This window comes from Streptomyces sp. NBC_01267 (genome assembly GCF_036241575.1).
GTDB lineage: Bacteria > Actinomycetota > Actinomycetes > Streptomycetales > Streptomycetaceae > Streptomyces.
This window is the reverse complement of the sequence record NZ_CP108455.1, coordinates 3126294-3141072: the sequence shown is the minus strand read 5'-3', so window position 1 is coordinate 3141072 and position 14779 is coordinate 3126294. Positions and strand designations below refer to the sequence as shown.

The window sequence follows — 14779 nt, the reverse complement described above, 5'->3', positions numbered from 1 at the left end:
CCACCTGACACGCCGCTCTCGTCGTCGGGCTGGTTCCTCATGCCCTTTCGCACCGACCTGACCGGGAGAAGCCCTCGTGGCCACGTACCTCTACAAACTCGGACGGTTCGCCTTCCGGCGCCGCCGTTATGTCGCCCTGGTGTGGGTGGCCCTGCTGGCGCTCGCCGGATTCGGCGCCGCCAGTGCCTCCACCGCGACCTCCAGTTCCTTCTCGATACCGGGTACGGAGGCCCAGAAGGCCTTCGACCTGCTGGAGCAGCGCTTCCCCGGAGGCGGCGCCGACGGCGCCACCGCACGGGTCGTCTTCAAGGCGCCGTCCGGCGAGAAGATGACGTCCGCGGCCAACAAGGCCGAGGTCAAGAAGGTCTCGTCCGAGCTGCGGGCCGGCTCCGACCAGATCATGACCGTGCACGACCCGTTCGCCGAGAACGCCGTCTCCAAGGACGGCAGCACGGTGTACGTGCAGGTCGCCTACAAGGTCAACTCCATGGAGCTGACCGACGAGACCAAGGACTCGCTCCAGCACACCGGGGAGAAGGCGCAGCACGACGGCTACACGGTGGAGATCGGTGGTGACGCGCTCCAGGCCATGCCGGAGACCGGCTCCGGCGAGATCATCGGGGTGGTGCTCGCCGCGATCGTGCTGGTGGTCACCTTCGGCTCGCTGATAGCCGCCGGACTGCCGCTGCTGACCGCGATCATCGGTGTCGGCGTCGGCGTCTCCACGATCACCGCGCTGGCCAACGTGCTGGACCTGGGCAACACCACGTCGATGCTGGCGATGATGATCGGCCTCGCGGTCGGCATCGACTACGCCCTCTTCATCGTCTCGCGCTTCCGGGCGGAACTCGCCGAGGGCCGCAAGCCGGAGGAGGCAGCCGGACGGGCGGTCGGCACAGCCGGGTCCGCGGTCGTCTTCGCGGGGCTCACCGTGGTCATCGCCCTGGTCGGCCTGGCCGTCGTGAACATCCCGATGCTCTCCAAGATGGGCTTCGCCGCCGCCGGTACGGTCGTGATCGCGGTCCTCATCGCGCTCACCCTCATCCCCGCACTGCTCGGCTTCGTCGGGAAGCGCGTGATCGGCCGCAAGGCCCGTAAGAACCCGCCGGTCAAGGGCGCCGAGGTCAAGGCCAACGGCGGTACCCGCTGGGCCCGCTTCGTGCTGCGCCGTCCGGTGATGGTGCTGCTCGTCGGGGTGATCGGCCTGGGTGCCGTCGCCGTACCGGCCGCCTCGCTGGAGATGGGCCTGCCGGACGACGGCTCCCAGCCCACCAGCACCACGCAGCGCAAGGCGTACGACCTGCTCTCGGACGGTTTCGGGCCCGGCTTCAACGGCCCGCTGCAGATGGTCACCGACGTCAAGGGGGTGGCCGACGGCAAGGCCGCGGTCGACCAGGTGCACCGCAAGGTCGCCGCGCTCGACGGCGTCGTGTCGGCCTCGCAGCCGGTCTACAACAAGGCGCACGACACCGCGATGATCACCGTCGTCCCGAAGGACCGGCCCTCCTCCGTGAAGACGGAGGACCTGGTCCACTCCATCCGGGACGTGGGCGCGCAGGTCAAGTCGGACACCGGGGCGACGGTGCTCGTCACCGGTGCGACAGCGATGAACATCGACTTCTCGCAGAAGATGAACGACGCCCTGGTGCCGTACCTGGCGCTCGTCGTCGGGCTGGCCTTCCTGCTGCTGATGTTGGTCTTCCGCTCGGTCCTGGTCCCGCTGAAGGCGGCGCTCGGCTTCCTGCTCTCGGTGGTCGCCGCACTCGGCGCGGTCGTCGCGGTCTTCCAGTGGGGCTGGCTCGGCTCGCTCCTCGGGGTCCAGCAGACCGGCCCGATCATGTCGATGATGCCGATCTTCATGGTCGGTGTGGTCTTCGGTCTCGCGATGGACTACGAGGTCTTCCTGGTCACCCGCATGCGGGAGGCGTACGTCCACGGGGAGAGCCCCGGCCAGGCCGTCGTCACCGGCTTCAAGCACGGTGCGCGTGTGGTCAGCGCCGCCGCCGTCATCATGATCGCGGTCTTCTCCGGCTTCATCGGAGCCAGCGACTCGATGATCAAGATGATCGGCTTCGGTCTCGCCATCGCGGTCTTCTTCGACGCCTTCGTCGTACGGATGGCGATCGTGCCCGCCGTCCTGGCGCTGCTCGGCAAGCGGGCGTGGTGGCTGCCGCGCTGGCTGGACCGCGCCCTGCCGAACGTGGACGTCGAGGGTGAGGGCCTGAACAAGCACACCGACGCGGACGAGGGCGAGCAGCGGGAGCTGGTCAGCGCCTGACGCTCGGACGTGCCGGACGCTCCGGCCGCAGAGGCTCCTCGTGCCGTACGGCGCGGGGGGCCTCCGCGTATGTCCCGCGCAGGAAGCGCATCAGCGGTGTGTTGTCGAACTGCACCACGGCGACCCCGTCGGCGGAGTGGAACTCCACCACCACCTGGGCCCGCCCGCACGGCCAGATCCCGATGTCGCCGGAGCGTTGGGGGCTGCGCAGTCCGGCTTCGAGGAGTTCCCGCGCGAAGACCCACTCGGTGCCGCCGGGGAAGAAGAACCGGACGATCCCGGGGGCGGCCTCGGCGTCGTACCGGAGCGCGACGTGCACCACCGTCCACTCGCCGGGGACATCCGTCACGACATGGCCACGTACGGGCACATCAAGGGCGGGGGACATCGCCAGCTCCTCACTCGGGGTACTCAGCACCGCTTTACGTCTATTTGTAATCTAATGTCCCATATATTCATCGAGGCTGCCCTGATCAGGGCGTGAAGGGGCAGGGGAGCGCACCTGGGAGGCAGGCGCTCTTGCGAACCATTCGCAACAAGGCTCTATCATCGAACGGTTCACCACCGCCGGTGCACCACCACGAGGAGAGAGTCGCCACATGCATGTCCCCGACGGATTCATCAACGCCCCCGTCTCGGCGGTGACCGGTGTGATCGCCGCGGGAGCCGTGGCCGTCAGCCTCCGGGGTGCCCGCCGGGAGCTGGACGAACGCACCGCGCCGCTCGCCGGTCTCGTCGCCGCGTTCATCTTCTCCGTGCAGATGCTGAACTTCCCCGTCGCCGCCGGGACCAGCGGACACCTGCTGGGCGGGGCGCTGGCCGCGATCCTGGTCGGCCCGTACACCGGCGTGCTCTGTGTGTCCGTCGTCCTGCTGATGCAGGGCATCCTCTTCGCCGACGGCGGCCTCACCGCGCTCGGGGTGAACATCACCGACATGGCGATCGTGACGACCGTCGTCGCGTACGCCGTCTTCCGCGGCCTGGTGAAGGTGCTGCCCCGCCGCCGCAGCTCGGTGACCGCCGCCTCCTTCGTCGCCGCGCTGCTCTCGGTGCCGTGCGCCGCGCTCGCCTTCACCGCGATGTACGCACTCGGCGGGACCACCGACGTCCCCCTCGGCAAGGTGCTCACCGCGATGGTCGGCGTGCACGTCCTCATCGGCATCGGCGAGGCCGCGATCACCGCACTCACCGTGGGCGCGGTCATCGCCGTACGCCCCGACCTGGTCTACGGCGCCCGCGGGCTGACCGCGCCGCTCAAGCTCCGGGTCGGCGGCGAACTGGTCGACGCGCCCGCCGCGGCCCCGGTCGCCGCCCGCTCGCCCCGCAAGGTCTCCAACCGCAAGGTCTGGGGCATCGGCCTGGTCACCGCCCTGGTGCTGGCCGGGTTCGTCTCCTTCTACGCGTCCTCCAGCCCCGACGGCCTGGAGAAGGTCGCCCACGACAAGGGCATCGACACCAAGACCAAGCCGCACCACACCGAGGACTCCCCGCTCGCCGGGTACGGCGTCAAGGACATCTCCGACGCCCGGATCTCCGGCGGCCTCGCCGGTCTGATCGGTGTCGGCACCACGATCGTGGTGGGCAGCGGCGTCTTCTGGGCGGTCCGCCGCCGCCGTACGGAGACCGCGGCCGGACCGCACGCGGAAGCCGTCTGACATGGGCGCGGGACACGCACACAAGCTCTACCGGGCCGGGCACTCGCCGGTCCACGCCCTGCCACCGCACTGCAAACTCGCCGCCGTCTTCGCCTTCGTGATCGTGGTGGTCTCCACCCCGCGCGAGGCGATGTGGGCGTTCGCGCTGTACGCCGTGCTGCTCGCGGCGGTCACCGCCGTGGCCCGCATCCCCGCCGCGTTCCTGCTCAAGCGGCTGCTGATCGAGGTCCCGTTCGTGGCGTTCGCGGTGCTCATGCCGTTCGTCGTCCCCGGTGAACAGGTCCACGTCCTGGGCATGTCGCTGGGCGTGAACGGCCTCTGGGGCGCCTGGAACGTCCTCGCCAAGGGCACCCTCGGCGTCGCCGCCTCGGTACTCCTCGCCTCGACGACCGAACTGCGCTCCCTGCTGCTCGGCCTCCAGCGGCTCAAGCTGCCGCCGATGCTCGTCCAGATCGCGTCCTTCATGATCCGCTACGGAGACGTCATCACCGACGAGATGCGGCGGATGTCGATCGCCCGCCGCTCCCGCGGGTTCGAGGCGCGCGGCGTACGCCAGTGGGGCGTCCTGGGGAAGTCCGCCGGGGCCCTCTTCATCCGCTCCTACGAACGGGGCGAGCGCGTGCACCTGGCCATGGTCAGCCGCGGCTACACCGGCACCATGCCGGTCATCGACGAAGTGACGGCCTCGGGCGCGCAGTGGCGGTCCGCCGCGGCACTCCCCGTCGCGGCGCTCTGCATCTGTCTGCTGGGATGGACCTTGTGATGGACCCTGTGACTACCGCTCCCGCATCCCCCGCACCCTCCCTCGACGTCTCCGGTCTCGCGTACGCCTACCCCGACGGCCACCAGGCCCTCTTCGGTGTGGACCTGACCGTCCGGCGCGGTGAACGGGTCGCCCTGCTCGGCCCCAACGGCGCGGGCAAGACCACCCTCGTCCTGCACCTCAACGGCATCCTGACCGGCGGCGCGGGCTCGGTCACGGTGGCCGGCCTGCCGGTCGCCAAGGAGAACCTCGCGGAGATCCGCCGCCGGGTCGGCATCGTCTTCCAGGACCCGGACGACCAGCTGTTCATGCCGACGGTCCGGGAGGACGTGGCGTTCGGCCCGGCGGCGTCCGGACTGCGCGGCCCGGAACTGGAGGCGCGGGTCGTCGCCGCGCTCACCCGGGTGGGCATGGAGTCGTACGCGGACCGGCCCCCGCACCACCTCTCGTACGGGCAGCGGCGCCGCGTCGCCGTCGCGACGGTCCTGGCGATGGAGCCCGAGATCCTGGTCCTGGACGAACCCTCGTCCAACCTGGACCCGGCGTCCCGCCGCGAACTGGCGGACATCCTGCGGGCGTTGGACGTGACCGTACTGATGGTCACGCACGACCTGCCGTACGCGGCGGAGCTCTGCCCCCGGTCCGTGGTCCTCAGCGGCGGGGTCATCGTGGGCGACGGCGCGACGGCGGACCTGCTCGCGGACGAGGAACTGATGGGCGCGCACCGTCTCGAACTGCCGTTCGGCTTCAACCCGCGGGCGGTCGTCTGACCGTCCGTCGCGGCCCGGTGTTCCGTACGGGGACGGGCAGCCGTCCGACCGGGCGCCCGCCCGTGACTCCGTACGGAAACGGGTGGAGCCGGGGTCAGGCGCGGCCCCGCGCCCGTTCGGCGACCCCGTCGAGGAGGCGGCGCCGCTGCCCCTCGGACGTCGCGGCCTCGACACCGGCCAGCGCCAGCGCGGTCGCCCCGTCGAGCACCGCCCGGTCGGCGCCCGGACTCTTCCCGTAACCGGTGAACTCGGGGGTGTGCTGCTTGGCGCCGCCGGTCTCGTAACCGATGGTGGGGTGGATCGTCGGCAGCTCCCGCGAGACGTTGCCCATGTCCGTCGACGCCAGGGTCTCCCCTTGCCGTGACTCCACCGTGCGGCCCAGCCCGCGGGCCGCGCGGACGTAGGCCTCCGTCAGGAACGGGTCCTGGCGCAGATCGGCGAAGTCCCGTCCGTGCACGCCCAGTTCGAGCTCCGCCCCGGTGGCGAGGGCCCCGGCCTGGAAGCAGGCCCGCACCCGCTGCCGCACCTGGTCCAGCTGCTCCAGTGTCGGGGCGCGGACCTCGTAACGGGCCCTGGTCCGGGCGGGGATGACGTTTACGGCCTGGCCGCCCTCGGTGACGATCCCGTGCACCACGGAGCCGGGTGGCAACTGCTGCCGCAGCAGCCCGACCGCGGTGTGGGCGAGGGTCATGGCGTCCAGCGCGTTGACGCCTTCCCAGGGGGCGACCGCCGCGTGCGCGGGCGCCCCGCGGTAGGTGATGTCCCAGGCGCCGATGGCGAGTGAGGAGGAGCCGACGGAGTCGTACGGCGCGGCGTGCACCATCATCGCCGCGGCCACGTCGTCGAAGACCCCGGCCTCCAGCAGCAGCACCTTGCCGCCGATGTCCTCCTCGGCGGGGGTGCCGATCAGCTTGACGGTCAGGCCGAGCCGGTCCGCGACGGCGGCCAGCCCGACGGCCGCGCCGACCGATGCCGCGCCGTTGACGTTGTGCCCGCAGGCGTGACCGATGCCGGGCAGCGCGTCGTACTCGGCGCAGAACGCCAGCACCAGATCGCCCGACCCCCGGGTGGCGACCAGCGCGGTGTCCAGGCCGCCGGTCCCGCGCGCGACCGCGAACCCCGCCGCCTCCAGCAGGTCCGCTGTCTTCGCGGCCGAGCGGTGTTCGGCCAGGGCCGTCTCGGGCTCGTCGTGCAGGCTGTGGCTCAGCGCCAGCAGCCGGTCGCCCCAGGACCGTACGGCCGCGGCCACCGCCTGCCGTACGTCGCCGGACCCGCTGCCGTGTTCGCCCGTCATGCGAGCCCACCTTCCTGAGATACGTGACCGGGCTGAGGTCCGGGCTGAGATCCGGGCCGGGATCCGGGCCGGGATCCGGAGTGCTGTACGGGCTCGGTGCCCGCGGCCCCCGGACTGCGGTAGCGCAGCGCCGCCGCCCCGCCCAGCAGCGCGACCACGGCGCACGCGCCCCAGGCCCACCGGAAACCGGACACCTCGATGTGTGTGGTGCCGTGCACCTCGTGCGCCGCGAAGAACGCGCCGATCACCGCGGCGCCGATGGCCGCGCCGAGCGACAGGGCCAGCTCGTTGATGCCGACCGCGAGCGCGGTCTCGTGCTCCTCGACGGCCTCCGCCGACAGGGTCCGGCTGATCGACTCGAAGACTCCGGTCGCCAGCCCCACCACGACCGCGGCGGTCAGGTACTCGGCGAGGGTGTCGTGGAAGAAGATCATCGAGAGGAAGCCCAGCGCGGCGAGCACACAGCCCGAGGCGAGCACGGCGCGGTCACCGGTCCACCGGGCCAGCCGCGGACTGAGCGTGGAGCCCACGAAACCGGCCAGCACCATGCCCAGGGAGACGGCGGCGATCGTCTGCGAGCCCATCCCCATGCCGTAGCCCGTCTCCGCCGGCGAAGCGCCGAGGAAGAGGGCGTTGGCGCCGAGGAAACCGATGGTGCCGAAGGCGGCGCAGAAGGTGTACCCGCTCACCACCGCCAGCCGGGGGTTGCCCAGCATCCGTACGTTCACCAGCGGATGCGCGGACCGGTACTCGACCGCCGCCCACGCCGCGAGCACCGCGACGGCCGCCACCGCGAGACCCAGGGTCAGGGGCGAGGACCATCCCCACACGCTGCCCTGCGCCAGCACCAGGACGAGCGCGACCAGCCCGGCGGTCAGCAGTGCCGCCGCCCCGAAGTGGAAGCGCCCGCCGCGCGGTACGGCGCTGTCGGGCAGCAGCAGCCCCGCCACCACCGCGAGGACCGCGACCGGAACGGCCGTCCACAGCCCCTTCGCCGCCTGCTGTTCGCTGAGCACGCCCGCCACCAGGCCGCCCACCCCGATCGAGATCAGCAGCACCCCGACGAGCAGCGAGATCCCGGTGCGGTTCCGCTCGGGCGCCCGGGACCGCAGGATGCCCACCAGCAGCGGGAAGAAGCCGACCAGCGCGCCCTGGAGCACCACCCCGACGGCCAGCGTCACCGCCGACGGCCACGCGGCCATCAGCAGCGAACCGCCCGCCACCATCGCCAGCGCCACCCGCAGCAGCTTGCGGTGCCCGTACAGATCGCCCAGCCGCGACAGCAGCGGCGTCATCACCGCGAAGGCCAGCTGGGACAGCAGATAGATGTTGTTCTGGCCGACGCTGCCGATGTGCAGACGGAGACCGAGGCCGGGCAGCAGGGGCGTCAGATAGCCCTGCACGATCCCGCTGAACAGCACGACGACCGCCATCGCGGCGAGCATCCCGGGACCGGAGCTCACCGCCCCCGGCCGGAATTGCGATATGCGAGTGGACACAGCCCCACCTCATCCGATGGCCGGAACCGACAGTGGTGGCTACTGTGCGGGTGGAGGTACGAGTGAGCCCGAATATCGTTGGATTCGTACGTACGGGGCAGGCCTGATGCAAGAAACGGTCACCCCGAGCGAGCTGGACCTCGCCCTGGTGAATGCCCTCCAGCTGCGGCCCCGGGCAGCCTGGACCGAGCTGGCACCCCTGCTCGGTGTGGCGGCGAGCACCCTCGCGCGGCGCTGGGACCGGCTGACCGGGGCCGGGCTCGCCTGGGTGTGCGCGGCGCCGGGGCGGGAGTTCTCCCGCGGCCGGGCCACCGCCTTCGTACTCCTCCGCTGCCGCCCCGGCGCACGCTCCCGGCTGGCGGACCGGCTCAGCAAGTTCCCCGAGACCGCCACCGTCGAGGTGACCGGATCCGGCAGCGCCGATCTGCTGCTGGACGTGCTCGCCCCCGATCTGCCCTCGCTCAGCCGCTTCCTGACCGGGACGCTGGACCAACTGCCCGGCGTCACCTCGGTCAGCTCCCTCTTCGCCACCTCGCTGTACGTCGAGGGGAGCCGCTGGCGGCTGCGCTCCCTGGACCAGAGTCAGCTGACCGCGCTCGGCAACTCCGCCTCCACGGCGCCGGAATCGGTGCATACGCGCGAACTCGACCTGGTCGACCACGCCCTGCTCGACGAACTCGTCCGCGACGGGCGGGTCGGCCTGGCCGAGCTCGGCCAACGCACCGGCACCAGCCCGGCCACCGTCCGCCGCCGGCTGCGCCGTCTGACGGACTCCGGCATCCTCACCTTCCGCTGCGACGTCGCCGCCCCGCTCGCCGGGCACCCGGTCCCGGTCTCCCTCCTCGCCCAGGTCCCCGCCCGCGACATCGGCACCGTGCACCGCACCCTGGCCGCCACTCCCGAGTGCCGCCTGGTGGCGGGCGTCACCGGGCCCGCCAACATCTTCGCCACGCTCTGGGTCCACGACATCGGCGACATCCAACGCCGCGAAACGGCCCTCTGCGCCCGCGTCCCCACACTCACCGTCACCGACCGCATCGTCGGCCTGCACACGGTGAAACGCATGGGCCACCTCCTCGACCACGAGGGCCGCCGCACCGGGGTGATACCGATCTCCCCCTGGTAACGGACCCCTTGAGCCCGCGCCGGGCACCCGCGCACTGCCGACGCCCGCGTATTCGGCGGGTCCGGTGTTCGAGGACGACCTGACGTGGCAGACACCCGCGCATTGCCGACGCCCGCGTATTCGGCCGGTCCGGCATTCGAGAGCGACCTCACGTGGCAGACACCCGCGCATTGCCGACGCCCGCGTATTCGGCCGGTCCGGCATTCGAGAACGACCTCACGTCGCAGACCCTGCACACTGCCGACGCCCGCGTATTCAGCCCGTCCGGCGTTTGAGGACAAGCCCACGCACCCAACACCCGCACAAATCCAGCCCGTCCGGCGATTGAGGACACACCCCAGCCGGTCCGGCGCTTGAGGACACCCCAGCAGCCCCCCACCCCGCACCCCACCCCCCCAACCCCACCCCCCGGCAACCCTCGCCGGAGCCGCCCCCCACCATGGACCTGTACGCCGACCGGGCGTGCGGGGAGACGTGGGAGCACGACGTGGTGGACGTCCAGGGCACAGTGGCGGACGGATTCGAAGCGGTCCGGGACGCGTTCGTACGTAACTTCGACCAGCGCGCGGAACGCGGCGCCGCCGTCACCGTCTACCGCGACGGCCACAAGGTCGTCGACCTCTGGGCCGGTACGAAGGACTTCGACGGCCCCGAACCCTGGGCCCTCGACACCGCGCAGATCGTCCGGTCCGCCACCAAGGGCGTCACCGCCGCCGTCCCCCTCCTCCTGCACCAGCGCGGACAGCTCGACCTCGACGCGCCCGTCTCCACGTACTGGCCCGAGTTCAAGTCGGGCGGCAAGGAACGCGCCCTCGTACGCCACTTCCTCGCGCACCGCACCGGAGTCCCGTTCCTCGACCGGCCGCTCACTCCGGAGCAGGCCATCGACGGGATCTCCGGCCCGCGCGCCGTCGCCGCGCAGCAGGCCGCCTGGGAGCCCGGCACCGATCACGGCTACCACGCGCAGACCTACAGCTGGCTGCTGAGCGAACTGGTCAAGCGGGTCACCGGCCGCACCATCGGCCGCTGGATCGCCGAGGAGATCGCCCGCCCCCTCGACATCGACTTCTGGGTGGGCCTGCCCGTCGAGGAGGCGCACCGCGTCGGACGGATCGGCAGTGTCGACACCGTCCCGGTGGGCGGCGGGCTGAAGTTGCGGCCCAAGCGTTCCGTGAGCGAGGCCTACCGCGACCCCGAGTCGTTCACCAGCCGCGCCTTCGGGGCCATCGCCCCCTTCCCCGACGAGAACGCCCCCGACTACCGCGCCGCCGAACTCCCCGCGTCCGCAGGCATTTCCACCGCCCGCGCCCTCGCCCGGGTGTACGCGGCGATGATCGGACACGTCGACAACGGCAACCGGCTCTTCGCCCCGGCCACCCTCGCCCTGGCCCGCACCGAGGAGTCCTCGGGGCCCGACCGCGTCCTCGTCGTCAACACCCGCTTCGGCCTCGGCTTCATGCTGCACGGCCCCTCGGCCCCGCTGCTCGGCCCCGGCTCGTTCGGCCACCCCGGCCGTGGCGGCTCGCTCGGTTTCGCCGACCCGGAGTCCGGGATCGCCCTCGGATACGTCACCAACTCCCTCCAGAAGGGCGTGACGGCCGATCCCCGCGCCCAGGCTCTGGTCAGGGCGGTCCGTTCGGCGACATGATCGCCCCATGGATGGAATGAGGCGGTTCGAGGGTTACTCAGTCCTGATCACCGGCGCGGGCAGGGGAATCGGCGCGGCCACCGCCCGCCGGTTCACCGAGGAAGGCGCCCGCGTCCTGGTCACCGACCTGGACGGCGCACGCGCCGCGAAGACAGCCGCCGAACTGCCCGGCGCACTGCCGTTCACCTGCGACGTCACGGACCGGGCGGCGGTCGAGGCGGCGGTGGCGTACGCGGTCGAGCAGTTCGGCGCACTCGACGTCCTGGTCAACAACGCGTACGCCTGCTCGCCGGACGCCCCGCTCTTCGAGGACGAGGACGACGAGTCCTGGCACCGCGACCTCGACGCGACCCTGTCCGGAGCCTTCCGGGCCTCCCGGGCCGCGCTTCCGCACCTCGCGGCGGCGGGCGGCCGGGGCGCGATCGTCAGCGTCGGCTCGGTCAACGGCGAACAGGACTTCGGCAACCACGCCTACAGCGCGGCCAAGGCGGGCCTCGCCAGCCTGACCCGCACCCTGGCGGGCCGGGCCGCGCCCAGAGGAGTACGGGTCAATCTGGTCGCCCCCGGGACGGTCGCCACGGACGCCTGGACGCTGCGCCGCCCCGGGGTCGGTTTCGAACGGGCCGCGGAACACTACCCGTTGGGCCGGGTCGGCCTGCCCGACGACATCGCGGCGGCCATCACCTTCCTCGCCTCCCGCGACGCGTCCTGGATCACCGGGATCACGCTCCCGGTCGACGGCGGCCTGCTCAGCGGAAACATGGGGCTGCGCGGCGCGCTGCAGTAACTGCGCCGTTCCGCACGAACAGTGCGCTCCCGGGCGGCAGTTGTCCTCGGTGCGCGCGGGCTCAGGCCGGCGCGGCCGTGGCTGCCGGAGCCGCGGCCTTCACCGGTGGCGGGCTGATCCGCGCCACGACGACATGGCAGACGACAACGGCGACGATCACCAGGGGCATGACGGTCACCCCGCTCTTCCCCAGGAGCAGCGTCGCGAGCAGCACGGCCGTCATCGGCAGCCTGAGCAGCGCCACCGCCAGCGCGCCCATCCCCATCGCGGCACCCGTCACGAACGGCAGCCCCGGCAGATGGGACAGCGCGATCCCACCGGCGGCCCCGATGTACAGCGCCGGGAAGACCGGCCCGCCCCGGAACGCTGACAGGGACACCCCGTAGGCGAGTCCCTTGCAGGCGATCAGCAGCGTCAGCACCCCAGCGGAGTACGCGCCGCTGTGCAGGAGGAGTCCCGGCAGCGCGCTCTCCCCGGAGAACAGCACGTCGGACGCGTCCTTCCCGCTGCCCTCCGCGTAGGCGATGGCCAGCCCCGCCACGACCAGACCGCAGACCGGGGTCCACACCAGGCGGCGGCGGTTCACTCCCGGCTGGAGGAAGAGCCCCAGGCGGCGGATGCCCGTACCGACGAAGCCCGCCGCGACGCCGATCAGCAGCGCGTAGCCGAACTGGGCGAGGTCGGGGCGGTCGGCCGGAGGAAGGTTCGGGATGATGAGCGTGCCCTTGCCGACGCCCGCCCACGTACCGAGGCCGGTGAACACCAGGGAGCCGATGCCCGAGGCCAGCAGTCCCGGAACGAGCACGATCCCCAGCATCGGCCCGCCAAGACCGGAGACCTCCATCAGCAGGAAGGCGCCGATCAACGGCGAGCCCAGCAAGGCACTGATGGCCGCGAAGCTGCCCGCCGCCGCCACGAGGGCCTGGGAGGAAGCGTCGGCTTCCGGCTTGATCAGCCGGAAGCCGTACAGTGCGATCCCGCCGCCCAGCGCGATCAGCGGGGCCTCTGGACCGACCACGGCGCCGAGGGTGAGGGAGGCGAGAGCCGCGAGCAGGACGCCGGGGAGCTCGGCGGCGGAGACCGTACCCTGGGCCTTGAACCCTTCGGCGGGCTGGTGGCCGCCGTTGCCCGGCAGATACTGAACCGTCGCCGCGACCAGCAGGCCGGCGAGGGCCAGCAGCGGCAGGGGCCACCAGAACGGAGCACCGTCGAAGCCGAGCGCCTTGGGCAGCGAGGTGTAGACGGCCTTCTCGATCTCTTCGACGGCTTGCAGGAAGCCGTACGCCCCGGCCGAGATCACCACCCCGAACAGCGCGGTCAGGGCAAGGAGCATGAGGTAGCCCCGGCTCCGCAGCGGACCGAACGGGTCCGCGCGCAGGGCGGCTTGAGGGTCTCCCACCGGCGCGTCCGCTGGCATCACTGTCTCCTCGGGGCTGTGGGCACTGCTGCCTGCCCGATCATGGCAGTAATGCGCCAATTTCTGAGTATTTGACCAGTGTGGATCCGGAAGAAGAGGGAGCACAACATGACGTCGGAGCCTGAGCCGGAGCGGTTCATCGTCCTCACCGGAGGGCCCGGATCAGGGAAGAGCACCCTGCTCGACTTCCTGGAGACCCAGGGCCACGCCCGGTCCCAGGAGGCGGGGCGCGGGATCATCCAGGACCAGGTCGCCATCGACGGGCGCGCGCTGCCCTGGACCGACCCGGCGCTCTTCGCCGAACTCATGCTCTGCTGGGAACTGCGCTCGTACCGCATCGCGGCAGCGCGGCCGGAACGGGTCTTCTTCGACCGGGGGGTGCCCGACATCGTGGGCTACCTGAGGCTGGAGGGACTGCCGGTGCCGGACCACGTCCACGCCGCCGCGAAGAGCTTCCGGTACCACCGTCGCGTGTTCCTCGCCCCTCCCTGGCCGGAGATCTACGCCCAGGACAGCGAGCGCAAACAGTCCTTCGCCGAGGCGGAGCGCACCCAGGGCCTTTCGTTTGGTTCACGCCGGGCTCGCGGGGTCTGGCACTTCCCCAAGGTCTCGGCTTCGCTCGACCAGGGGAGACCCCATTGCTCGCCGCGTTGTCGTCGGTCACCATGGCTCCTTCCCCAAGGCCTTGAGGGCCAGGGGAGACCCCATCTGCCTCCCTCCTCCGCCTTGCGATCGCACGCACCAGACCCCGCTCCCTGATCCGGCCTGATCCAAACGAAAGACCCTACGCGTCGATGGCCGCCACCTACACCGACTACGGCTACGAACTCGTACGGCTGCCCCTCGCACCGGTCGAAGAACGCGCCCGGTTCGTCGAAAGTACGTTGCTCGGGTAACCGCAGGGGTTGAGACTGCCGTCATGCCTTCCCTGGTCGCTCCCGCGATACCCACCGGTTCTCTTGCCGCAACCAGCCAGCCTGTTCTGCCAGTTGCGAGGGACGTGCTGCTGCGTCCCTGGCAGCTCACCGACGCGGAGGCGGTACGGGAGGCGTACCAGGACCCGGAGATTCAGCGCTGGCACGCGCGGTCGATGGACTCCGTGGACGAGGCGCGCGAGTGGATCGCGAACTGCCGGCGCGGCTGGCAGGACGAGACGGGTCTGCACTGGGCGGTGGCCGACGCCGGAAGTGACGTGCTGTTGGGGCGGATCTCGCTGAGAGACCTGGTTCTGGTGGACGGTCAGGCCGAGGTCGCCTACTGGATGGCCCCGGCGGGCCGCGGCCGGGGCGCCTGCACCGCCGCGGTCGTGGAGCTCTCCCGCTGGGCGCTGGAGGAGGGCGGCTTCCACCGGCTCCAGCTCGACCATTCGACCACCAACGAGGCGTCCTGCCGGGTCGCGATCAAGGCGGGGTTCGCGGCGGAGGGCACACGGCGCGGGGCGGTCCTGCACACGGACGGCCACCACGACATGCATCTGCACGCGCGGATCCGGGGGGACGGGCTGGCTGCGGGGGCGTAGGCCGGATGCCTCTCTGGTCGGCG

The 14779-nt window shown here is 71.6% G+C and carries 12 protein-coding genes and 1 pseudogene; 9 read left to right on the top strand and 4 right to left on the bottom strand.

Annotation, left to right across the window (positions count from 1 at the left end):
- The first annotated feature begins 76 nt into the window (after positions 1-76).
- Complete coding sequence (locus OG709_RS14330) at positions 77-2278, top strand: MMPL family transporter (protein WP_266642644.1); 2202 nt, start codon at positions 77-79, stop codon at positions 2276-2278.
- On the opposite strand, the gene OG709_RS14325 is transcribed toward OG709_RS14330, so the two are convergent.
- Positions 2268-2666, bottom strand: a complete 399-nt coding sequence (locus tag OG709_RS14325; RefSeq protein ID WP_250301863.1) for an SsgA family sporulation/cell division regulator — start codon at positions 2664-2666, stop codon at positions 2268-2270. The two genes, OG709_RS14330 and OG709_RS14325, sit on opposite strands and share 11 nt — an antisense overlap.
- Before the next feature lie 211 nt (positions 2667-2877).
- On the opposite strand from OG709_RS14325, the gene OG709_RS14320 reads away from it, so the two are divergent.
- From OG709_RS14320 to OG709_RS14310, 3 genes are read left to right on the top strand one after another with little or no spacing between them, the layout of a single operon-like run.
- On the top strand, positions 2878-3933 hold the full coding sequence (locus tag OG709_RS14320; RefSeq protein WP_250301864.1) for an energy-coupling factor ABC transporter permease: 1056 nt from the start codon (positions 2878-2880) through the stop codon (positions 3931-3933).
- A 1-nt stretch (position 3934) separates the two neighbouring features.
- Positions 3935-4696 carry a cobalt ECF transporter T component CbiQ gene (gene cbiQ, locus OG709_RS14315; protein WP_326694704.1) on the top strand — a complete coding sequence of 254 codons (762 nt, stop codon included), beginning with the start codon at positions 3935-3937 and terminating at the stop codon, positions 4694-4696.
- Positions 4696-5466 (top strand): energy-coupling factor ABC transporter ATP-binding protein, encoded by a 771-nt coding sequence (locus tag OG709_RS14310; protein WP_250301867.1) that lies wholly within the window; start codon positions 4696-4698, stop codon positions 5464-5466. The genes cbiQ and OG709_RS14310 overlap by 1 nt, the downstream gene beginning before the upstream one ends.
- 94 nt (positions 5467-5560) lie before the next feature.
- On the opposite strand, the gene OG709_RS14305 is transcribed toward OG709_RS14310, so the two are convergent.
- Together OG709_RS14305 and OG709_RS14300 are read right to left on the bottom strand one after the other, a co-directional pair.
- A complete protein-coding gene (locus tag OG709_RS14305; RefSeq protein ID WP_329166388.1) occupies positions 5561-6760 on the bottom strand; it encodes an amidohydrolase in 1200 nt (399 codons plus the stop codon).
- Positions 6757-8259: an MFS transporter gene (locus OG709_RS14300; protein WP_329166386.1), complete on the bottom strand. Its 1503-nt coding sequence runs from the start codon at positions 8257-8259 to the stop codon at positions 6757-6759. Before OG709_RS14300 ends, OG709_RS14305 begins: the two co-directional genes overlap by 4 nt.
- Before the next feature lie 106 nt (positions 8260-8365).
- On the opposite strand from OG709_RS14300, the gene OG709_RS14290 reads away from it, so the two are divergent.
- From OG709_RS14290 to OG709_RS14280, 3 genes are all read left to right on the top strand, one after another.
- On the top strand, positions 8366-9385 hold the full coding sequence (locus OG709_RS14290) for an Lrp/AsnC family transcriptional regulator (protein WP_250301871.1): 1020 nt from the start codon (positions 8366-8368) through the stop codon (positions 9383-9385).
- A 490-nt stretch (positions 9386-9875) separates the two neighbouring features.
- Positions 9876-11033, top strand: a complete 1158-nt coding sequence (locus tag OG709_RS14285; RefSeq protein ID WP_405688424.1) for a serine hydrolase domain-containing protein — start codon at positions 9876-9878, stop codon at positions 11031-11033.
- A 16-nt stretch (positions 11034-11049) separates the two neighbouring features.
- Entirely contained in the window at positions 11050-11820 is a 771-nt protein-coding gene (locus OG709_RS14280) for an SDR family NAD(P)-dependent oxidoreductase (protein ID WP_250301944.1), read from the top strand.
- A gap of 61 nt (positions 11821-11881) precedes the next feature.
- Here the strand turns inward: OG709_RS14280 and OG709_RS14275 are convergent.
- Positions 11882-12928 (bottom strand): annotated as a pseudogene (locus OG709_RS14275) (chloride channel protein); the annotation flags it as partial.
- A gap of 417 nt (positions 12929-13345) precedes the next feature.
- Here OG709_RS14275 and OG709_RS14270 point away from each other — a divergent pair.
- A complete protein-coding gene (locus OG709_RS14270; protein WP_326694706.1) occupies positions 13346-13996 on the top strand; it encodes an AAA family ATPase in 651 nt (216 codons plus the stop codon).
- Between the two features lie 160 nt (positions 13997-14156).
- Positions 14157-14756 carry a GNAT family N-acetyltransferase gene (locus OG709_RS14265; protein ID WP_250301876.1) on the top strand — a complete coding sequence of 200 codons (600 nt, stop codon included), beginning with the start codon at positions 14157-14159 and terminating at the stop codon, positions 14754-14756.
- Positions 14757-14779: the final 23 nt, after the last annotated feature.

Coding starts and splice junctions, on each gene's coding strand:
- OG709_RS14325 (WP_250301863.1), bottom strand. CDS start 2,666: ATGTCCCCCGCCCTTGATGTGCCCGTACGTGGCCATGTCGTGACGGAT.
- OG709_RS14320 (WP_250301864.1), top strand. CDS start 2,878: ATGCATGTCCCCGACGGATTCATCAACGCCCCCGTCTCGGCGGTGACC.
- cbiQ (WP_326694704.1), top strand. CDS start 3,935: ATGGGCGCGGGACACGCACACAAGCTCTACCGGGCCGGGCACTCGCCG.
- OG709_RS14310 (WP_250301867.1), top strand. CDS start 4,696: ATGGACCCTGTGACTACCGCTCCCGCATCCCCCGCACCCTCCCTCGAC.
- OG709_RS14305 (WP_329166388.1), bottom strand. CDS start 6,760: ATGACGGGCGAACACGGCAGCGGGTCCGGCGACGTACGGCAGGCGGTG.
- OG709_RS14290 (WP_250301871.1), top strand. CDS start 8,366: ATGCAAGAAACGGTCACCCCGAGCGAGCTGGACCTCGCCCTGGTGAAT.
- OG709_RS14280 (WP_250301944.1), top strand. CDS start 11,050: ATGAGGCGGTTCGAGGGTTACTCAGTCCTGATCACCGGCGCGGGCAGG.
- OG709_RS14270 (WP_326694706.1), top strand. CDS start 13,346: ATGACGTCGGAGCCTGAGCCGGAGCGGTTCATCGTCCTCACCGGAGGG.
- OG709_RS14265 (WP_250301876.1), top strand. CDS start 14,157: ATGCCTTCCCTGGTCGCTCCCGCGATACCCACCGGTTCTCTTGCCGCA.